This is a genomic window from Chryseobacterium sp. MMS23-Vi53, from assembly GCF_047651245.1.
In the GTDB taxonomy this organism is placed as follows: domain Bacteria; phylum Bacteroidota; class Bacteroidia; order Flavobacteriales; family Weeksellaceae; genus Chryseobacterium.
Genome location: NZ_CP180265.1, coordinates 2,634,172 through 2,655,179 on the forward strand (window position 1 = coordinate 2,634,172; position 21,008 = coordinate 2,655,179).

The following is a 21,008-nucleotide window of genomic DNA, read 5'->3' on the forward strand; positions in this document are numbered from 1 at the left end:
ATCATCATGGAAAATATTAGCAAAGACGACATCAGATACAAAGAAGCGGAGAGAAGAGTGAAAAAAATAAAAAGCTTTTATGTGTTTACATTCATTTATTTCGCAGTGAATATTTTTATTTTATATCTTAATTATCAGGAATTAAAACCGGGAGAAACGATTTGGCAGTTAAAATATTTCTCACTGCCGTTTTTCTGGGGATTAGGAGTGATCTTTTACGGAATGCGTGTTTTTATTCCGAACTTTCTGTTGGGCAATAACTGGGAGGAAAGAAAGATTAAAGAACTTATGGAAAAAGAGCAAAAGAATAATTTCTAAATAATATCCTGACTTTTTGAGTTGGGATTTTTTGTCGTTTAATTTTAAATTGAATTAAAAATGAATGCATTACAAACACTTTTCACCTTTTCGATGTTTGCTTGGTTTCTAAGTGAATTTCTTTACAAAAGGATTTTAAAATCAGGTGAGAAAGACAAGAAAGACAAGGATAAATCCACTTTAAATTTACTTTGGATTGTAATCGTTTTTTCGATTGCGAGTTCAGTTACAGCTTCTTATATTACAAAATTTCCCATTACCGATGAGGTTTGGATTTTCTATTTGGGTGAATTTTTTATTCTAGTCGGAATTATTTTAAGATTCATCATAATCAGATCTTTAGGAAAATATTTTACGGTTGATGTTACGATTCGCGAAGATCATCAAATCAAAAAAGAAGGTTTTTACAAATATTTGAGACATCCTTCTTACGCTTTTTCTTTGCTGACTTCACTTGGTCTTGGCTTGTATTTAAATAATTGGCTGTCATTGGTTTTAGCATTTATTCCGCCATTGATTGCATTCAGTTACAGAATTAAAGTGGAAGAAAAGGCTTTAATCGAACAATTCGGAGAAGAATATTTGGAGTATCGAAGAAAAACTAAAAAACTTATCCCGTTTATTTATTAAAGTAGATAGGTAGATTCATTCTGGAGAAATTCATGCATAAGTTTGTCATTCCGTAGGAATCTCGACAATGATATCAAGGTGTTGTTGTTTAGATTCCTACGGAATGACAAAAGCGGCTCAAACTCTTAAATAAAGAAAATTTGGAAGAATAGAAAACTTCGAATTCCATTCAATCAAGATTTTTACAATTCAGTATCAATATTCTACGATTCGGTAATATAAAATTGATTTGAAGCTGTTTCTCGTCCTACATTTGTCTCAACAAAAACAAACAATTAATCTTTAAAAATTAAAAATATGGAAACTTACATCAACAAAGAAACTATCGCTTACAGAAAAGCATCAAGAAGAGTAAAAGAACTGAGAGGGTTCTACGGAAATCTTACTTCATATTGTTTGGTCATTCCGTTTTTAGCAGTTCTGAATCTTTTAACAGCACCTGAATATTTATGGTTTTTTTGGCCAATGGCAGGTTGGGGAATGGGACTTTTAGCACATGGAATTAACACTTTCGGAATTGGTAAAGAATGGGAAGAAAAGAAGATTAAACAACTGATGGATGAAGATCAGAAATACAATAAAACACTTTAATTAAAATACAATAACCTTTTAAAAATTAATACAATGAACTACGATCAGGCACAACAAAGAGTAAAAGAACTAAAGAAATTCTACAAAAGCATTTTATGGTTCGGTATCGTCGCATTTATCATTTTTTTTGATGATATTTTTGAAAAAGGGATCTTCAATTTTTCACTCTGGGACGGATCCATCATCTTGGTAATCTGGGGAATTATTTTAACGGTAAAAGCGGTGAAATTATTCATCCTGGATTCTGAATGGGAAAGAAGCGTAATGGAAAAGGAAATGAGAAAAACAAAAGATCCGATTCAATTTTAAAAGTCGGTAACTTTTACTTATTTTTATTCAAATTTAAAAGCTAAAACGAAAACTCAATGATCAAAACTGTCATTATCGAAGACGAAAAGCCTGCTTCAAGAAAACTGGAAAGAATGCTGAGCGAATTTCCTGAAATTGAAATCGTTGCAAAAATAGAATCTGTAGAAGAAGGCGTGGAATGGTTTTCTAATAATGAGCATCCTCAACTGATATTTTCGGATATTGTTTTGGGTGACGGTCTGTCGTTCGATATTTTTGAAAAATTTCCGACAAAAGGGTTCATTATTTACACGACCGCTTTTGATCAATACACGTTGAAGGCTTTTAAACTAAACAGTATCGATTATCTTTTAAAGCCAATTCTGGATGAAGATCTTGCGGGAGCAATTGAAAAATTTAAATCATTTATTCCTTCAGATAGTTCGGTCAATTCGCAGGAAATTAAGCAATTAATTAAAAAGGAAAAGACCACGCTTTCCAGAATTTTAGTAAAAATAGGGTATAATCTGAAAATTGTTCAGACGCATGAAGTAAGCTGTTTTTTTAGTGAAAATAAAATTGTTTACCTGCAGACTCAGGAAAGAACCTATCCTTCAGACTTTACATTGGATGAGTTGGAAGATGTCCTGGACGAAAAGAAGTTTTTCCGCGTCAATCGGCAGTTTATCATCAATTCAGATTATATCAAAAACATTCATACATCTCCCAATTATAAGGTCGATTTGGAATTTCAGCCACAGGAAGAAATCACAGTCAGCCGCGATCGTGTGAAGGATTTTAAAGATTGGTTGGTAAGCTGATTTTTGTTTATTGATGATGTGACAAGACTTTAAAACTAAAATCATCATTCACTCTATTTATTACTTCTACCTTTTTATTTGCTTCTTATTTTCAATTTTTTTAAAAATATTTCGAAATAATCATATGTTTTATGATTTTTCATTCTCTTTTTAGTAATTATTTTAATTTTTGAAGCTATTATTATGGTGACTTTTATGTTATATTATAAGGAAAAAGAGTTAAAATATTTAACAAAAGGTTAAATTATTTATTCATTTAAGTTAAAATTCATTAAATATTTCAATATTTTTATTATTTCCTCAAAAAGATAAAATAAAAATTTGATTAACGTTATTATTTTAATAAATGTTATTAATGAAAAATTTAAACCTATAAATTGTTTTTAACAAAAAAACAAAAGAAAACAAAGGAAATTCTGTTTTTTTGCTGTATTAGTTAAAGTGTTGAAAATCTGTATATATTTGCAACATTACAAACACAGACAATGATGAAAATAACAACAATGGCAATTTTTTTGTCCATTTTTTCCTTTGCTCAAAAAAACTATTCTATTAACGGATTTGTTAAAGACAAAGATACAGGTGAGCTTATTTCAGGAGCGATAATTACCGTAAAAGAAAAACCTGAAATTAGTATTGAAACCAATGAATACGGCTTTTATTCTGTTTCTCTTCCAGAAAATGATTATACAATCATTATTACCCATGGTAAACATAAAAATTCTAGTCAAGAAGTTCATTTAGATTCAAGCAAAAAGATTGACTGGTCGCTTGCAAAAGATGACGAAACACTGATTCAGGAAGTTATCATCAATGATCCGAAGAAAAACAAAATGGTTTCTTTTCGAAATAAATCAGGTGCAGAAGTGGTAGACATTCAGGGAGTTAAAAAGCTTCCGGTTTTGTTGGGTGAGCGCGATATCATTAAGACATTACAATATCTTCCTGGTATTGTTGCGAAAGAAGGATCTACGGGATTAAGTGTAAGAGGAGGAAATACAGACCAAAACCTTATTTTGTTGGATGAAGCTCCTATTTTGAATAATTCTCATTTGATGGGGCTATTCAGTACATTTAACAGCGATGTTCTAAAAGATGTTACGCTTTACAAAGGAAATATGCCTTCTCAATACGGTGGAAGACTGTCTTCTATTATTGATGTAAAAATGAAAGATGGTAACAATCAACAGTTTACTACAACCGGAGGAATCAGTACCGTAAGTGGACGATTGAGTGTTGAAGGACCGATTGTAAAAGGAAAATCTTCTTTTATTATTTCAGCGAGACGATCTTTTTTAGATTTATTCGGTGGAGGAAGCAATGGGGATGATTCGAATAATGAAAGTAGTGATACTTCAAGTCCAATGAAGCTTTATTTTTATGATTTAAATGCAAAAGTAAATTATCAGATCAATAAAAATAATACAATTTATTTGTCTGGATATATGGGAAGAGATGTAATTAATGTTGATGATTTTAGGTATAATTGGGGCAACAAAATAGGGTCTTTAAGTTGGAATAGCGTAGTTTCGGATAAGTTATTTTCCAAAACATCATTAGTTTACAGCAATTATGATTACAGAATGAAGCTGGACGGAAAAATGGATTTGCAGTTTGATCTTAATCCAAATGTAAGAAACTTAATTCTGAAACAGGATTTTACGCATTTTATTTCTCCAAAACATTCTTTAAAGTATGGTTTCCAAATTTCAAATTATTATTTTGATACTCCTAATTTATCAGAATCTATAGAATCTCCATTTTTGAAAACAGCAAGAACAATGTGGGAAAATGCTGTGTACATTAATGATGATTACAAAATCACGGACAAATTTTCTGTGAATTATGGTTTAAGATTTTCCTCATATAATTCGAAAAGCAAGGGAATTGAAAAGTTTCAGGAAACGGATAAAATCAATGTCTATGTGGAGCCGAGAATAATGCTGAATTATAATTTTAATAGCAATAACAGCATCAATGCAAGCTACATCCGAAACACACAGGGAATCCAGACTTTAAGTCCGAATACAGGAATTCAGCTGAATGATCTTTGGATTAATCTGGCAAAACCTCAAATTTCAGATCAATTGAATTTAGGATATGTAAAAAAACTTAAAAAAGGATATGAGGTAAGCGCAGATATTTACTATCGAAAAATGTCTAATATTATCGATTATAAAGACGGTCTTGATGTAAACTCAGCTCTATTTGAAGACAATTTTCAGGAAAATCTTTTACATAACGGAATTGGAAGAGCTTACGGTTTGGAAATTTTAGCTAAAAAAACAACCGGAAAATTTACGGGATGGCTTTCGTATAGCTTGTCAAAATCTGAACGAAAAATAGATGGGATCAACAATGGTGAATGGTATAATGCAACAAATGATAAGACACACAACTTATCTCTTGTAGGAAGTTATGAGTTTACACCAAGATGGACGTTTTCGGGTGCCTTTGTATACAGTACCGGAAATGCAGTAACCTATCCTGTTGCGAAATATGATCTGGACGGACAGACAATGCTGGAGTATGGTGCAAGAAACAGCAGTCGTATGCCTGCTTATCATAGATTGGATCTTAGTGTAAGTCATGAATTCAAAAATGCGGGAAGATTTAAGAAGACTTTAATTATAGGAGCCTACAATGTTTACGGTAGAGCTAACCCTTATACGATTGATTTTAAAACAGATGAAAACAATCCAAGCATAATAAGAGCCAAACAAACTGTATTATTCAGATTTGTTCCAAGCATAGGTTTAGATTTTAAATTTTAAAAAGCAATATGATGATAAATAAAAAAATATTAGGAATAGTGTCATTCATTATTCTTCTTGTAAGCTGTGATGCAGAGGATAAATATGTAGATATACCATTGCAGGACAAGAGCGGTAAAATTGTAATTGAAGGAAATGTTACCGATGAAGATGGACCTTACGAAATAAAAGTGTCGAGATCTATCAATGCAATGAGTAATACAGATAATTATCCTGTAGTTTCTAACGCTAAAGTTACTCTTAATGACAACCACGGACAAACAGAAGAGCTTGTTTATGATTCTGCAGATAAAGTTTACAAAACACAAAATTTTCATACAAGTCCTGGTGACACTTATACATTGACGGTTACTGTCGACGGAGTTTCGTACAAAGCAACAAGCACAATGCCGGAATTTGTTCAGTTGGATAGTTTGGAGCAAGAAACCATGAAAATCTTAGGCGAGGATATTATTATGGTGGTTCCTACCTTTACAGATCCTTCAACACCAGGAAATAAATATGTTTTTAAAAGCCAGACAGGAAGATTAAGACCAATAGAATATGAGGTGGTTTCTGATCAGTCTAAAAATGGCGAAACAATCAGTGCTCCGATAATGAGCAATTATAAGCTAAAGAAAAATGATACTGTACTTGTAGAGCTGCAGTCTGTAGACCAACCAATATATAATTATTTTAAAGTTCTTCCAAATTCAAGTGCAGAAAATAATCCTGGAGATATTATTCCTTCAAATCCTCCAAGTAATATCAGTAATGGAGCTTTAGGATATTTTTCGGCTCATACAAGTTCAACACAATTTATTATAATCAATTAATTACCAGTTTTAAATTGAATGTCATTTAAAGCTAAAATTTAGATGTGAGAAGAGGTCCGAAATATTCAGACCTCTTTGTTTTTTATTTTAAACCAGCTTTCTCGCTATCGATTTTATAGCCGTATTTTTTACAAGCATAATAAGTTAAAGCCAACAAAATAATACTAATGGTAAGATTTGCTTTCTCAGGTTGTGAAATTGCCAAGCACAAATTATATCCAAAAATAGCTGCAACAACTGCCATTAGGATCTGATTGGTAAAAGCATATAATTTTCTTAAAGTAGTTTTCATAATCGATATTTTTAAATTATTATTTATCAGGTAAGTAGAACAATTCAAAATATGTTACAGAGAAAAGCAAAAAAGCCTGAAAAATATATTTTCAGACTTTGAGATAAATAGTGAGAATTTATTAATTTCTAAAACCTCGGTTCACAGCAACTCTTCTGTCTTTCCCGAAGTCATGCTTTTGATACTGTGCATATTGTGCTCTGCTCAGGATTCTGCTAAGACGAATGTCGTATTCTCTTTTAGTCAATCTTTGTTTTGAAAGTGCAAAAATCTGCCTTTCCTGAGAAGGTGTTAATCTCAACCCGTCAAAATTTCTATGATCTTGGTGAAATTCGATTTTATCGTTTCTTCTGTCGTCGTATCTATATTGTGCATTAGCTGAAAACGCGATAAATAATCCTGCTACTAAAACTAACTTTTTCATAATAATAAAATTTAAATTGATATTCTGTTTTGTTATTCTTACTTAAGATTAAACAATAGATATGCCTGAAAACACTGTAAACAGGGGCTTATAGAAGTTTCATATTTTTTTATAGATGAATGATAAAATTTAATCGACGATTGAGATTTTTAGTATTTTTTTATTTGAAGCTATTTCCCGCTTGAAACTTATGCTGAGTCTGCCGAAGTACTGTTTCTTTTGGGTTACGGCTCCGCTTCGCTCCGCCGCAACCCAAAAGGATGTCATTCCAGTCGGGGTTAGGAACTTGCGATAGCATAAAAAAACGTCATAGGTTTCAAAAACCTATGACGTTTAATATATAACGTTTGCCATCAAAAATGACAAATAATATTAAAGTAATTAAGAAAACTATGCAATTACACCGCTTCCCAACAATTCTTCGCCATTGTACCAAGAGGCAAACTGACCTTCCGCGATGGCAGACTGCGGCTCTTCAAATTCAACATAAAAAGCATCCTCAAACTGATATAAAATTGCCTTTTGTAAAGGCTGTCTGTATCTGAATCTTGCCATTACGTCCATCGATTCACCGTTTTTCAATCTTAAATCTTCGCGAACCCAATGCAGTTCAGAATTATCGATTTTCAAGGCTCTTTTCAATAATCCCGGAAATTGATGTCCTTCACCTACGAAAAGAATATTATTTTCCATATCTCTGGAGATGATAAAACAGCTTTCCTTATGTCCGCCGATTCCTAACCCTTTGCTTTGTCCGATCGTGAAAAATTGAGCACCCTGATGCTTTCCGATAACTTTTCCGTCCGTTTTTTTATAATTGATTTTTTTGCTTAAAAATTCTAATTCTTCCTGTTTTGAAGAAAATTCAGGTTTTTCCTGCGCAAAAAGCGGAGAATCTTTGAAAATTTCTACGATTTCACCTTCTTTCGGCACCAATTGCTGTTGTAAAAACTGAGGAAGACTCACTTTTCCGATAAAACATAATCCTTGAGAATCTTTTTTATCAGCTGTTACCAAACCAATTTCTTTTGCTATTTCTCTTACCTGAGGCTTTGTAAGTTCTCCAATAGGAAACAAGGCCTTAGATAATTGATCCTGACTTAATTGGCATAAGAAATAAGATTGATCTTTATTATTATCCTTTCCTGCCAACAAATGAAACACTTCTTTTCCATTTTCATCAATTGTTGAATCCACTCTTGCATAATGTCCGGTTGCTACTTTATCTGCACCCAAAGACATTGCTGTTTTCATAAAAACGTCGAATTTCACTTCTCTGTTGCACAAAACATCAGGATTGGGAGTTCTCCCTTTCTGATATTCATCGAACATGTAATCAACGATTCTTTCTTTGTAAAGATCACTCATATCGATCACCTGAAACGGAATTCCAAGCTTTTGTGCAACCATTAAGGCGTCATTACTGTCTTCGATCCAAGGGCATTCGTCTTCCAATGTTACCGAAGCATCATTCCAGTTTCTCATAAACAAAGCCACTACTTCATGACCTTGCTGTTGTAACAAATAGGCTGTTACACTCGAGTCTACGCCTCCGGAAAGGCCTACTACTACTTTCATTGTATTTCAATTTTACGAAACTCTTAACGGGAGTTCTTAGTTTGACCCGGCAAAAATACAACTAAATAAATTCGGAAAAAAACCATAATTTTAAACATCGATAAAAACAATTTAATATGAAAAAGTTTATTATTCCTTTATTTTTACTGATTTCGGGTGCGATGTTTTCGCAGGTTGCAGTTGGTGCTTCTCCTGAAAATAACAATCGCTGGACTTTCGGAGGCGGAATTGGTGTTGGTTTCGGAAGCAATAATTATTTTAATCTTTCAGCCGCTCCAAGAGTTGGTTACAGACTTACTGATGATCTTGAAGGCGGACTTTTGGGAAGTGTTTCCTGGCAGAAATCTAATTCATACAGTTCGACAATGTTTGGAGTCGGTCCGTTTTTGAATTATTATATTGCAAGAACTTTTTATGTAAGTGCCAATTATCAGCATTATTTCATCAATTATAAAGACAAATTTTACGATTTTAAAGCTAAAGCAGATGAAGATGCTTTGTATCTCGGAGGCGGTTATATGCAAAGAATCGGAAACAATTCTTACTTACAGCTTGGTTTGATGTATAATGTTCTTTGGAAAGAAAATTCCAGTATTTTTTCCAGTGGTTTAGTTCCGAACATTGGATTTGTAGTGGGACTTTAATTTTGATATGCCACGAATTCACGAATTATAAATGGTTGTGTTTAAAATTCGTGAATTCGTGGCAAAAAAATAATAAAAACAAAAAAGCATCGAAAAAATTCCCGATGCTTTTTCATTATGATTAAATTATTTATTTATGATTGAGAAGACTTTTCCGCCGATTTTTTAGGCTTTGAAGTTTTTCCTGCCAAAGCATCTTTTGCTTCATTCAAATCAAGAACCACGGTTTCTCCTCCATTCAATTGTTTGTTTACCAACATTTCTGCCAATAAATCTTCAATATATTTCTGGATTGCTCTCTTCAATGGTCTTGCTCCGAAGTCTTTATCCCATCCTTTTTCAGAAATAAAGTCTTTAGCTTCATCAGTTAATTCAACTTTATAGCCTAGTTTTTCAAGTCTTGTATAAAGCTTATTCAATTCAAGATCAATGATTCTCTTAATATCATCTTTTTCAAGAGAATTAAAGATTACAATATCATCAATTCTATTTAAGAATTCAGGAGAGAATGCTTTTTTAAGTGCATTTTCGATGGTACTTCTTGCTCTGGAATCCGAAGATGTTTTCTTCGCAGAAGTTCCGAATCCTACACCGTCTCCGAAATCTTTAAGATCTCTGGTACCAATGTTTGAAGTAAGGATAATAATTGTATTTCTAAAATCAATTTTTCTACCTAAACTGTCTGTAACGTGACCTTCATCCAAGATCTGCAATAAGATGTTGAATACATCAGGGTGAGCTTTTTCAATCTCATCCAAAAGAACCACTGCATAAGGTTTTCTTCTTACAGCCTCTGTTAATTGTCCGCCTTCTTCGTATCCAACGTATCCCGGAGGCGCTCCAACCAATCTGGAAACCGCAAATTTCTCCATGTATTCACTCATATCGATTCTGATCAAAGATTCATCAGATTCGAAAAGTTCTCTTGCCATTACTTTAGCCAACTCAGTTTTACCAACACCGGTTGTTCCTAAGAAAATGAAAGTACCAATCGGACGGTTCGGATCTTTAAGACCCGCTCTGTTTCTTTGAATTGCCTTCACAACTTTTTTCACAGCATCTTCTTGTCCGATTACTTTTCCGTTTAGATTTCCATCCATTCCGGCCAGTTTATCAAGCTCGTTTTTACCAACTTTGGTTACTGGAACGCCACTCATCATAGAAACTACTTCCGCTACATTTTCTTCTGTTACGGTTTCTTTTTTCTCCTTCACATCTTTGTCCCATTTATCCTGAGCAGAATTCAGTTCCATTTGAAGTCTTTCTTCTTCATCTTTCAACTTTCTTGCTTCAAGATAATCCTGAGCTTTTACAGCTTTCTGTTTCATTTCCTTGATATCTTCGATTTTCTTTTCAAAATCAATGATTTCAGTAGGAACTTTCATGTTCTTAATATAAACACGAGATCCAGCTTCGTCCATCGCATCGATTGCTTTGTCCGGTAAGAAACGGTCTGTAATATATCTTGATGTCAAATTGACACACGCTGCAATCGCCTCTGGAGTATAAATTACATTGTGGTGCTCTTCATACTTATCTTTGATTTGATTTAAAATCTGAATAGTCTCTTCAATAGAAGTCGGTTCCACCATTACTTTCTGGAATCTTCTTTCTAAAGCACCATCTTTTTCAATATACTGACGGTATTCATCCAAAGTTGTTGCCCCGATGCATTGAATTTCACCTCTTGCCAAAGCCGGTTTAAACATATTGGATGCATCTAAGCTTCCTGTTGAACTTCCTGCACCAACAATGGTATGAAGCTCATCAATGAATAAAATGACATCTCTGTTTTTTTCCAACTCGGTCATGATGGCCTTCATTCTTTCCTCAAACTGACCACGGTATTTTGTTCCGGCAACTAAACTTGCCAAATCAAGAGTGATAACTCGTTTTCCGTAAAGAACTCTCGACACTTTTTTCTGTTGAATTCTTAATGCCAAACCTTCAGCAATCGCAGATTTACCAACTCCAGGCTCCCCGATAAGAAGCGGATTATTTTTCTTTCTACGCGATAAGATTTGCGAAACTCTCTCAATTTCTTTCTCACGACCGATTACTGGGTCTAATTTTCCGTCCCTTGCCAACGAAGTTAAGTCTCTACCAAAGTTATCCAAAGTTGGCGTTTTACTTTTAGCAGAACCTAAATTTCCTGTAGGCTTTCTCATTTGCTCGAATTCCTCTCTTTCGTCATCGTCGTCATAAGCACTCATTTGTGGCGCTTGTCCGGAATTTTTAAGCATTGTTTGGTATTCTTTTGAAACTCCTTCATAATCGATGTCGTAAGCTCCCAGAATATTTGAAGTAGGATCCTCATATTTGTATAGAATGCCTAAAAGTAAATGAACGGTATTAATCTCATTACTTTTATATTGGCGACATTCTAATTCCGCACGTTTAATGGCATGATCTGCCATCTTGGTGAAAGAAATATTAGTAACCTCTTCAGAAATAGGATTTAGACTTGCTGTATTTAGAGTTTCAATTTTTCTTCTGATTTGTGTTAAATCCGCATTAAGGTTTTGAAGGATTTCTTTTGCAGAGTTTTCCGTTTTTATAATACCTAAAAGTAGATGTTCTGTATTAAGAAATTCACTTTTCAGCCTTTTAGCTTCGCTTTTGCTTTGTTTGAACACTTGGCTCAAACCTTGTGAAAACTTATAATCCATAATATATCTCATTAGAATAAAAGCAACATTGCCATTTATTCATTATCTAAATTACAAATATTTTACCAAAAATCAATAAATGACTTTATGGCAGAAAAAATTTTATTATCTTATTGAAAATGATTAAGTTTGTTATCTTTAAATTTTCCCTCATGAATCCCGAAGTTGCTGCTTATATCGGATATTCCGCTTCACTTTTTATTGTACTGAGTTTCATATTGAAAGATGTTAGAAAAATCAGAATCGTCAACATGATTGGCTGTATCTGCTTCGTCATTTATGGTATCTTTAGTGGAATGCTGTGGCCGGTAATCATTCCAAATGGTTTGATCTGTCTTATACAAATTTACTACCTTTTAGTGGATAAAAAGAAATAATGCAGCGAAAAAAAATCATTACTTCTGCGTTTAGCAATCTATGTACAGATCAGCGTATAGAGAAGGTTTGCAGGACTTTATATGAAAACGGATATGAAGTTGAACTCATTGGAAATGATTGGAACGGCGCAGAAAAAATGTCGCGACCTTATTCTTTTTCGAGAATTAAATTAATTTCAACAAGTTTAAAAACCGCTTACTTCGAATTCAACTGGAAATTATACCATGAATTAAAGAAAAAAGCGGATAAAAATACTATTCTTCATGCCAATGATCTGGATGCCTTGCTTCCGAATTATGTGTTGGCTAAAAAATTAAATATTCCGTTAATTTTTGACAGTCATGAAATTTTTTCCGAAATGCCTGCAATTCAGGGCAAAATGTCACAAAAATTGTGGCGCTACCTTGAAAAAAATTTAGTTCCGAAAATTAAATTCATGATTACGGCAAGTTCCGGGTACGCCAATTGGTTTAAAAACAAATACGGAATTGATCCTGTTGTAGTTCAAAATGCACCAAGAAAATTAAATTTTGAACAAGAAATTCCTGAAAACAATCCTAAAATTCTTTTGTATCAAGGTGCCATCAATCCTTTTCGCGGAATTGATAAGGCGATTTTAGCTATGCATCATTTAAATAACGTAATTTTTAAAATTGCTGGAGACGGACCAAAGAAAAAGGAATACGAAGAATTGGTTATCAAAGAAAATCTTCAGGAAAAAGTTCAGTTTTTAGGAAAATTGTTGCCGGAAGATTTAAGAAAAATCACTCCTACGGTCGATTGCGGAATGAGCATCGAAGAAAACGGGGGTGAAAGTTACTTTTATTCTTTACCGAATAAAGTTTTGGATTGCATTCAGGCGCGAGTTCCGGTAATTCTGTCAAATCTTCCTGAAATGCAGAATATTAAGCGACAATTTGACATTGGAGAAATTATTAAAAATCATGAGCCGGAAAATATCGCTCTGGCAATTCAAACAATTTTGAATAGAGGAAGGGAAAATTATCAACCGGAATTGGAAAAAGCAGCGAATATTCTTTGCTGGGAAAATGAAGAGGTGAAGTTGTTGCAGGTTTTTGAAAGAGCTTCGAACTTTGCTGTAAGCTTTAAGCAATAGGCAGTAAGCCAAATGTTAGTGTCATTAACTAGCTTATAGCATACCGCTTCAAGCCTAAAGCATAATTTAGTATCTTTGCAGAAAGAAATTAGTTAAAATGACCATTAAAGAAAAACAGCAGGAACTTATCGACGAATTTGCGTTTCTTGAAGATTGGGAACAGAAATATGAATACATTATCGATCTTGGAAAAGAACTAAAAGGTATTTCTGATGATAAGAAAACTGAAGAAAATCTGATCAAAGGCTGCCAGAGCAAAGTTTGGATCGATGCTGAATTTAAGGATGGAAAATTGTTTTTCGATGCCGATTCCGACGGTATTTTGCCGAAGGGAATCGTTTCTCTTTTGGTGAGTATTTACAGCGGTCATTCTACGCAGGAAATTTTGGATTCTGATTTTGATTTTATTTCTGAAATCGGGTTGCAGGAATTTCTTTCTCCTTCCAGAGCCAACGGTTTGATGGCAATGACAAAGCAAATTAAATTTTACGCGGTTGCCTATCAGTTGAAATCGTAGTTGTGACAAGAATTTTAGCATATCGTTTCTCCGCTTTTGGTGATGTCGCGATGACAGCGCCTGTGTTCCGTGAGTTTCTGGAGCAAAATCCTGATTTGGAAATTGTGATGGTTTCCAGAAAAAATTTTGAAGCTTTATTTGCTGATATTCCGAATGTTATATTCAAAGGGGTAAACCTTGATGATTACAAAGGAGTTTTTGGACTGAACAGATTGGCGAATGAATTAAGTAAAGAATTTAAGCCCGATCTAATTGCGAATCTTCATGATGTGATCCGAACGAAAATTTTGGACAGAATTTATCGCAGAAAAGGGTTTAAAGTATTTAAAATCAACAAAGGAAAGGAGGAAAAAGAGCATCTGACAGATGTCTGGAATTTAGATAAAGTTCAATTGAAAAAGACTGTTGAACGTTACGCCGATGTTTTTCGTGAAATGGGTTTTAAAATGGAATTATCACATCAGTTAAGGCCAACTTCAAGCAACAAATCAGGGATTGGTTTTGCGCCTTTTGCTCAGCATCGGGGAAAGATGCTTCCTTTGGAAAAATCGTATGAATTAGCAAGAATTTTATCTCAAAAATATAAAATTTACTTCTTTGGCGGTGGAAAATCTGAAACCGAAACTTTAGAAAAGTGGGAGAGAGAGATCCCAAATACATCCAGTTTATCCGGAAAATTGAGTCTTACACAGGAATTGGAAAAAATTTCTGAACTGGAATTGATGATTTCCATGGATTCGGCGAATATGCATTTGGCGAGTCTGGTAGGAACGAGGTGTATTTCTATTTGGGGCTCAACACACCCTTACGCAGGGTTTCTTGGGTTTGGGCAGCGCGAAGATGATGCTGTTCAGGTAAAAGACCTGACTTGCAGACCGTGTTCTGTTTTTGGAGATAAAGAATGTTATCGAGGCGACTGGGCGTGTCTGGAAGAGATTGATGTTCAGAAGATTGTCGAAAAAATTAATAAATTATAAGCCTTTCAAATCAAATCGAAAGGCTTTTTTATGGTTTGTTTTAAAGCTATTTATCTATTAAAATTTTGTGCTTTCTCATGACTTCAGTTAAGCTGAGGTTATTTTTACTGTAAATCAATTTAGTTCTCGGAATCTGAATTCCATTATCAACTGTTCTCCAAAGAATACTGTTGTCTAAATCGTTTGGAATTAGGACATTATTTAAATTGTTCTCCAATAATTTCAAAAGCGTTAAAAGATTATTTCTCTCCAGCTGAGTCTTGATTTCCAATGGATTTTTATTGAAAATTTTAAAGACTGAAAACAGAATTTTATTAAAAAACTTTTCGGATTTTAATTCATAAATAATCGGTTTATTAAGAAAAATATAAACTCTCAGATCCTGCTGTTCGGAAACGTGAAAAATCAAAACATCTTCAATAGAGTCGAAGCTAATTTTCTCTGCCATGAAAAGGCTTTCCAGACAGAGAAATTGGTCTTTTTGAGTAATAGTAATGAAGCTCATATTGATCAATTATCGAATGAGAGATAATTTGTTGTCTCCTTTTTTAAGATGAAATAACGCCAATTCCGTAATTATCATTCCCTCATCATTCTCGAAAACAAATCCCGGAGGCTGATTGTACGCTTTAAGCCCGACAACTTGGCTTTTATCACCATAAAAATTCAAAGAGTATTCTGAGAAATCAATTTTTTCTACATCTTGCCTTGATGAATTTAAAATCGTTTTCTGTCTATCTTTTTTCTCTTCTTCTGTAAGGTAAAAAGAAGTTGTGATTTCTTGGAAACGTTGATTATTTAAGCTGTTATATGTTTGTGTATCGCGGTTTTTAATGATTTGATGAAATGTTTCGTAAGTATTTTTCAATTCATTAATCAAACCTTCTTTCACCGAGTTTTCGCCATGAATATAGTCTGAAAAATCAAAAGAATTTTTCCAGCCTTCGAGTTTGTACGGAACCTCTGCTTCAAAAAAGTCTCCTGAAACATACATTGGAGTTTCTTTATCTTCAAAAGAGATGTGAAAATGTTGTTTTACGATTTGTTTGGGCTTCGAAAAATCAAAAGCATCGCGCAAGGTAATTTTTAAATCAATAGAAGCCTTTTTACTGATATTAGTTTCGTTTTCGAAGCAATTGGCTTTTATGGTGAAAAACTGTTTTCCTGAGCTTAGAATATAGGCATTAATCGGCCAGTCAACCGCCATTCCGCCTTCTTTATAATGATCGAAACAAGTAACGTCATTAATGAGTAATTCTACCTGACAATTTCTTACCTGCAATTCTGCAAGATAGAATGGATTTGTATACATGATTAATTACTTTTTGGTGTATTTTTTTAAACAAATATCTTCTCCGACAAAAACTCTTTCTAAAGGAAAAGTATCGCAACCGAATTTTCTATTGACGATTGAAATGTTGTAAATGTGATCTCCTTCAAATTCCGAATACGTAAAATGAATGATTTTATCAGGAGTCTGCCAACGATAAATTGATGGATTGTCATATATCTGATTGATATCCACTCTGTTTTTGCTGAACTGACTTTCCAGGTCTTTAATAATCTTATCCTTTAAGTCTTCGCTGGTTGTAAAAGAAGTGGTAACGCCAATGATTTTATTGTCTTTGCTTACCTTAAAATCGTATTTATATTTGCTTATATCGGTGTTGCCCAGCGAAACTTTCACATGGGGATTTTCTTTTTTACTGATGATATAATTGTAGGCAATATCGCTGTTGTTATCGTCTTTAATAGATGTTTTATAATATTTATTTTTCCCGAAAAGGGTAGTGGGATCTTCGTTAAAAGAAATCTTTTCCAGATCAAAATTGCTGCTTCCTAAGGTTTTAGGATTCTCTTTTTCCTGAGATTTGCAGCTGTAAACAAACAAAACACAAATAATGGCGAATAAAAATTTACTTCTTTTTTTCATCAATGTATATTTTTCCTGAATCATATATTGGATCTTTTGGCTCTTCAATAATAGTGAAAACCTGCTGATGGGTAGGTTTAAAATTAATTTGTCTTCTGCTTATAAGTTCGCTGATAACGATCGTCATTTTAGCACCTTTAAAATTTACAGAAGATTTTTCGTAATATTTTCCTTGGTTTAGATCAAATCCCCATTCCTTTTCAAAAGTTAAAGATGTTGCTACGTTTCCTTCGACTTTCCATTTTTCTACTTCGGTTGTTTCGGTAACACCGGCAGCAGTCGTTGTTGGAATAAAAACTACTTCGTTACTTTTACAACCAGCACGAAGCGTAACGCCGGGTTCTAACCATACTTTTTGTTTGTCTTTATTTTTGAAACCATCAACGCGGTTGTAAGATAAACTCAAATCTGCTTTCACAGGGAAAGCAATTTCAAAAGTGATATAAAGATCTGATTTTGAAAGCCATTCTATGAACTGAACAATCCAGCTGATGACTCTTCCGATAGGACCTAAAAATTTAATTAATGGAACTAAATCCACAGAAACCGTTAATCCAATCAAAGGATCGGCACGTAAACCTCCGGTATAGATCGGAACAATCTCATTATTGCTGGCTTTCCCAAATTTCCAGCCTAGAGCAAAGCCTACGTTGGGTGGATCAATGGCAAAATCGATTTCAATAACGCGTCTGGATTGAGCCAGACTCGATGTTCCGTCGCTATTTCTCGGGTTGAAAATTTCCAGATATTGTTGAGTCATATTAAATGCTGCAACGCCTGTATCAATTACTTTTTTAATGCTTTCAATTCCGATTTCGTGCTCTTTTCCGTTTTCTACGGCTTTGGCTTTTAAAGTCCAGCCAAGATTAGAGGATCTTGTCGCATCAATATTTAATTCCCGGGTTAAATATCTGAAATTGTAGTTTTGATGATATCCATTCAGTCTTTCCCGACGGTATTTCAATTTTCCTGAATATCCTGTACCAACGGTAATCATAAAGGCTACTTCCCATTCGATATCGGGATATACTTTAATTTTCGCAATCTGATTTGGGTATCGGCAAGTGCTTATCGGAACAAAATAATTTTGAGCGAGATTATCATTTAAAATAAAATAATTAAACATCCAAAGAAAATCAACTTCACCTGAAGCATATGCAGATTTGCTTTGCAAAAAGGTTTTGTTGTAATTATACTTCGGCATGATAATCATCTTGTTATCTCCCTGAAATTTGTAATCAACTCCGGCTTGCCAATGTTGTGCTTCGGAAGGGTTATAAGATTTATCGGTTTTTATAACATCACTGTCATTTTTATTTTGATCTGTGGTTGCAATTCCTGCATTTTTCTGTTGTTGATTGTGTGTGTTATCTTTCCGTGTATCAAAACCATCATTGTCTCTCTGAGCGGCATAAACCTTTTCTACCTGAAAAACATTGGTTTGTACACTATGTTTTTGCCCTTCGTCTAAAAGCAAACCTTGGCAAAAGGTATCTTTTGTTGATAATTTATCTAAAGTAATCGAAATATTTTTCCTTTTGTCTCCGGTTGTAATTCCAAATATCTGGCTCGTTCTATCGATCGGATTTTTGGTGTCTTCTTCATCAAAAATAACTAAGGCAGGTCTGTCTCCGTCATCTTCATCTTTAATTGAAATTTTAGAATACCCGCAAGGATCATATTCTCTTTTGGTATACCGGATATCTCCAATATATTGAATCTGATTGTTTTTCTGAACTTCAAACTGTCCGAAAAGTGAGCTCATCGTATCGTAAGGAACGAGTAATTCTCTTGAAGTATCATACACCCATTTTCCGTTTTCCAGTCTTGTCCAGTCTGCGGTTGCCTGTTCAGAATCATAATGTCCGGTTGGTTGTTTTGCACCTGCAGGAATAAGTACAGGAGCGGTAAATCCGATGCTTCCTTTTAGTCTTAAATAAAACTTTTCATCCTGTTTTTGAGCATTATGATTTTTCTGCCATTCCGGATCGAGAGTAAATCTCAAAGATTTTCTTCCGTTATAAACAAATTGCCCGGGATTTGTTATTTCAACATTTTTTTGTGTGGCGACGGCTTTTCCTTTGTTAATTAATTCAACATCAAAAACAAATTTGTCTAATCTGTTATTAAAATCTGGAAGCAGGTGAGTGTAAATTTCCACATCCACAGTCTGTCCGTAAGCTGCTTTTTTCTCGGTATTTTGTAAAGGAATGTAACCGCCTTTCGGAAATTTAAAATGACAGTACAAAACCTGTGGTTTGTCTAAAACGACAACTCTTATGGCCTCGGTTTCATTAAGTTCCGGATAAACACTGTATGGAATAAGGATGTGAATAACACCAATATTTCCAATGCCATTTTTGATGTCTGAAACAGAGACTTCTTTATTATTTCCCTCAAGAATTTTATGATCCTGAGTTTTTAGCGTTTCAAAAAAATCGTTTGGACCTAATGTTGGATTTAAAGCTTTATAGGCAGACCACAGGTGTTCCCGAACCAATAACCATTTAACTTTACTAATGGTGTTTTCCGGGTTTTGTGTGCCTTTCCCAAGACAGGTTTTATCAATATATGCAGTGAAAGAGTTTTGAGAATGTCCCAATTCTACAATAAATCCGCTTCCGTATGGTTTTACGTTCTGTTTCGGCTCTTTGATGAGCGCTTTCTTTATTCCGGCTGTTCCCATCTTTTAAAATCCGAATTTATAGTCTCCGTTTCCATTAAAGTTTTTCATGTCAATTATAGGATTCACATGAGACTGAAGTTCGTCGTCGGCATTTTTTATATTGTTTTCAGAAGGTTCCCCGATTTGTCCGGATTTGATAATGCTGATGCAGTCTTTTCCGCCAACAGGGCAGGTTGCTTTGCTGTCTTCCAGCAAAATATAGCCATCAGGTGGAGAATATTTTTCTTTTTCATAATACCCGCTCCATGCTGTCACAATCGCAGAACATGGTGCGTTATTCATTTTTTTGCATGAACCGAATGTATTTTTCTCGAAAGTTGTTCCGATATCTTTATGAGTAGCGGCGAGTTTGGAATTGCCGTTGAGGTCGTTAACGAAATATTTTTTTTGAGTAAGTACCTTTAATTTATCCGGAGCAGTACCAAACTGACATTGGCACAAGGCTCCCTGTACTACTTTTTGCTTTAAAGACATATTAATAAAATTTGTGTGGTGTGTAAAATTAGTGTTTTTTATTCAATTAGATTTTTACCAGTCATTTTCGTATTCGTTTTTGTAAAAACCCCATTTATTAGGCTCGGAAACGACAAGTCCTCCGGTGATGAAGGGACTGCTTTTGTCTAATTTTTTATGTTTAAATTCTTCTGTGTTTTGTTGATATTGGGTGTAATTTATTTTTTTGATGAAATTTTTATTTCCATTTAAATCCTTAGAATACACTTCAAAATAAACTCTAATATGCATCGGAAAATGATGATAAACATCGAGATCGAAAATTACCTTTAAAGACATGAAATAGTCTGTTTTTCCTGAAATATTTCTAATAAAATAATAATCTGCATGAAGTTCTTCACTTTGAAAATCAATTACAAAAGAATGATAATCCGTCGGAATTTTATTAATCGTTTGAATTCCGGGAAATCTTACAGCAGGCTGATAGGGAATGATTGATAAAAATAAAGCTGCTTTGGCTTTTCTTGTTTCTCCATAATTAATGAACTTCGGATGAAAGAAAAGATTCCAGAACCAATCATTTTGAAGACCTTTTTCTAAACCTGAAATATCTTCAATTTTTTTGTCAATGGCATTAAAAAACTCATCCAAAGCCACACTTGAATAGTTCTCTAAAAGTTTGGATTTTTCATTTTTCCAACGTTTTTTTATTTCTTCAATGTTAAAAATTTCGTTGGTAGACAGTCCTTTTTCATTAAGATGGGTTTGAAGAGGGTAGAGCGCATTGGAAATGGAATTGTTCAGAATTTCACTGATTCCTTCTGCTTCATGCTGGTTGTAAAAAATGTTTTCTTTATTGATCGTTAAAATTCCTTTATAATCATCAATATTTAAATCAGTCGTAACTTCATAATCAATTCTTTTGGACGGAGTTTGCTCATTACCAGAGAAATATTTTACAGAAACGCCATATTTCCTTTGCTGTAAGCCTGAAGGTTTTATTCGGAGGGTGTTTAATCTTCTTAGAATTTCCTTTTTTGACATTAAAATGTCCATGTTTGATTCCTTTTTTCCATTCAACATTAAAATTTGGTTGTCAAATT

General features: G+C 33.9%; 22 protein-coding genes. 12 read left to right on the forward strand and 10 right to left on the reverse strand.

All coding sequences use genetic code 11. The features are described from left to right. The first annotated feature begins 6 nt into the window (after positions 1–6). The 7 genes from ACKX2A_RS11695 to ACKX2A_RS11725 all read left to right on the forward strand — a co-directional run bounded on the left by ACKX2A_RS11695 (position 7) and on the right by ACKX2A_RS11725 (position 6,237). Positions 7–318, forward strand: coding sequence for a 2TM domain-containing protein (locus ACKX2A_RS11695; RefSeq protein WP_415324795.1), 312 nt, complete (start codon positions 7–9; stop codon positions 316–318). A 60-nt stretch (positions 319–378) separates the two neighbouring features. Further along, positions 379–948: a methyltransferase family protein gene (locus tag ACKX2A_RS11700; RefSeq protein ID WP_415324797.1), complete on the forward strand. Its 570-nt coding sequence runs from the start codon at positions 379–381 to the stop codon at positions 946–948. Between the two features lie 297 nt (positions 949–1,245). Next, complete coding sequence (locus tag ACKX2A_RS11705; RefSeq protein ID WP_415324798.1) at positions 1,246–1,539, forward strand: 2TM domain-containing protein; 294 nt, start codon at positions 1,246–1,248, stop codon at positions 1,537–1,539. 33 nt (positions 1,540–1,572) lie between these two features. Beyond that, positions 1,573–1,848: a 2TM domain-containing protein gene (locus ACKX2A_RS11710; RefSeq protein ID WP_415324800.1), complete on the forward strand. Its 276-nt coding sequence runs from the start codon at positions 1,573–1,575 to the stop codon at positions 1,846–1,848. 56 nt (positions 1,849–1,904) lie between these two features. Beyond that, positions 1,905–2,648, forward strand: coding sequence for a LytR/AlgR family response regulator transcription factor (locus ACKX2A_RS11715; protein ID WP_415324801.1), 744 nt, complete (start codon positions 1,905–1,907; stop codon positions 2,646–2,648). Positions 2,649–3,133: 485 nt separating this feature from the next. After that, positions 3,134–5,422 (forward strand): carboxypeptidase-like regulatory domain-containing protein, encoded by a 2,289-nt coding sequence (locus ACKX2A_RS11720; protein ID WP_415324803.1) that lies wholly within the window; start codon positions 3,134–3,136, stop codon positions 5,420–5,422. A 38-nt stretch (positions 5,423–5,460) separates the two neighbouring features. Beyond that, entirely contained in the window at positions 5,461–6,237 is a 777-nt protein-coding gene (locus ACKX2A_RS11725) for a DUF4249 domain-containing protein (RefSeq protein WP_415324804.1), read from the forward strand. A gap of 82 nt (positions 6,238–6,319) precedes the next feature. Here the strand turns inward: ACKX2A_RS11725 and ACKX2A_RS11730 are convergent, their stop codons facing one another. The 3 genes from ACKX2A_RS11730 to mnmA all read right to left on the reverse strand — a co-directional run bounded on the left by ACKX2A_RS11730 (position 6,320) and on the right by mnmA (position 8,531). Further along, positions 6,320–6,529 (reverse strand): hypothetical protein, encoded by a 210-nt coding sequence (locus ACKX2A_RS11730; RefSeq protein WP_415324805.1) that lies wholly within the window; start codon positions 6,527–6,529, stop codon positions 6,320–6,322. 121 nt (positions 6,530–6,650) lie between these two features. Then, positions 6,651–6,953: a hypothetical protein gene (locus ACKX2A_RS11735; RefSeq protein WP_415324806.1), complete on the reverse strand. Its 303-nt coding sequence runs from the start codon at positions 6,951–6,953 to the stop codon at positions 6,651–6,653. 390 nt (positions 6,954–7,343) lie between these two features. After that, positions 7,344–8,531: a tRNA 2-thiouridine(34) synthase MnmA gene (gene mnmA, locus ACKX2A_RS11740; protein WP_415324808.1), complete on the reverse strand. Its 1,188-nt coding sequence runs from the start codon at positions 8,529–8,531 to the stop codon at positions 7,344–7,346. Positions 8,532–8,647: 116 nt separating this feature from the next. Between mnmA and ACKX2A_RS11745 the strand changes: the two genes are divergently transcribed. Continuing rightward, complete coding sequence (locus ACKX2A_RS11745; RefSeq protein WP_415324810.1) at positions 8,648–9,175, forward strand: hypothetical protein; 528 nt, start codon at positions 8,648–8,650, stop codon at positions 9,173–9,175. A 134-nt stretch (positions 9,176–9,309) separates the two neighbouring features. Here the strand turns inward: ACKX2A_RS11745 and ACKX2A_RS11750 are convergent, their stop codons facing one another. Beyond that, entirely contained in the window at positions 9,310–11,844 is a 2,535-nt protein-coding gene (locus ACKX2A_RS11750; RefSeq protein WP_415324812.1) for an ATP-dependent Clp protease ATP-binding subunit, read from the reverse strand. A 152-nt stretch (positions 11,845–11,996) separates the two neighbouring features. Between ACKX2A_RS11750 and ACKX2A_RS11755 the strand changes: the two genes are divergently transcribed. The 4 genes from ACKX2A_RS11755 (at position 11,997) to ACKX2A_RS11770 (ending at position 14,833) form a co-directional block, all read left to right on the forward strand. Further along, positions 11,997–12,221 carry a uroporphyrinogen decarboxylase gene (locus ACKX2A_RS11755; protein WP_415324814.1) on the forward strand — a complete coding sequence of 75 codons (225 nt, stop codon included), beginning with the start codon at positions 11,997–11,999 and terminating at the stop codon, positions 12,219–12,221. Next, positions 12,221–13,339, forward strand: coding sequence for a glycosyltransferase (locus ACKX2A_RS11760; RefSeq protein WP_415324816.1), 1,119 nt, complete (start codon positions 12,221–12,223; stop codon positions 13,337–13,339). Before ACKX2A_RS11755 ends, ACKX2A_RS11760 begins: the two co-directional genes overlap by 1 nt. A gap of 97 nt (positions 13,340–13,436) precedes the next feature. Then, entirely contained in the window at positions 13,437–13,856 is a 420-nt protein-coding gene (locus ACKX2A_RS11765) for a SufE family protein (protein ID WP_415324818.1), read from the forward strand. Between the two features lie 2 nt (positions 13,857–13,858). After that, entirely contained in the window at positions 13,859–14,833 is a 975-nt protein-coding gene (locus ACKX2A_RS11770; RefSeq protein WP_415324820.1) for a glycosyltransferase family 9 protein, read from the forward strand. A gap of 46 nt (positions 14,834–14,879) precedes the next feature. Here ACKX2A_RS11770 and ACKX2A_RS11775 read toward each other — a convergent pair whose 3' ends face one another. From ACKX2A_RS11775 to ACKX2A_RS11800, 6 genes are read right to left on the reverse strand one after another with little or no spacing between them, the layout of a single operon-like run. Beyond that, entirely contained in the window at positions 14,880–15,338 is a 459-nt protein-coding gene (locus tag ACKX2A_RS11775; protein WP_415324822.1) for a hypothetical protein, read from the reverse strand. Positions 15,339–15,347: 9 nt separating this feature from the next. Then, positions 15,348–16,145, reverse strand: coding sequence for a hypothetical protein (locus ACKX2A_RS11780; RefSeq protein WP_415324824.1), 798 nt, complete (start codon positions 16,143–16,145; stop codon positions 15,348–15,350). Between the two features lie 6 nt (positions 16,146–16,151). Beyond that, the gene (locus tag ACKX2A_RS11785) at positions 16,152–16,766 is read right to left on the reverse strand and encodes a hypothetical protein (RefSeq protein ID WP_415324826.1); all 615 of its coding nucleotides are present in this window, start codon (positions 16,764–16,766) and stop codon (positions 16,152–16,154) included. Then, on the reverse strand, positions 16,750–19,452 hold the full coding sequence (locus ACKX2A_RS11790) for a hypothetical protein (protein WP_415324827.1): 2,703 nt from the start codon (positions 19,450–19,452) through the stop codon (positions 16,750–16,752). The genes ACKX2A_RS11785 and ACKX2A_RS11790 overlap by 17 nt, the downstream gene beginning before the upstream one ends. A gap of 3 nt (positions 19,453–19,455) precedes the next feature. Further along, complete coding sequence (locus ACKX2A_RS11795) at positions 19,456–19,926, reverse strand: DUF4280 domain-containing protein (protein ID WP_415324829.1); 471 nt, start codon at positions 19,924–19,926, stop codon at positions 19,456–19,458. A gap of 54 nt (positions 19,927–19,980) precedes the next feature. After that, positions 19,981–20,949, reverse strand: coding sequence for a hypothetical protein (locus ACKX2A_RS11800; RefSeq protein ID WP_415324830.1), 969 nt, complete (start codon positions 20,947–20,949; stop codon positions 19,981–19,983). Positions 20,950–21,008: the final 59 nt, after the last annotated feature.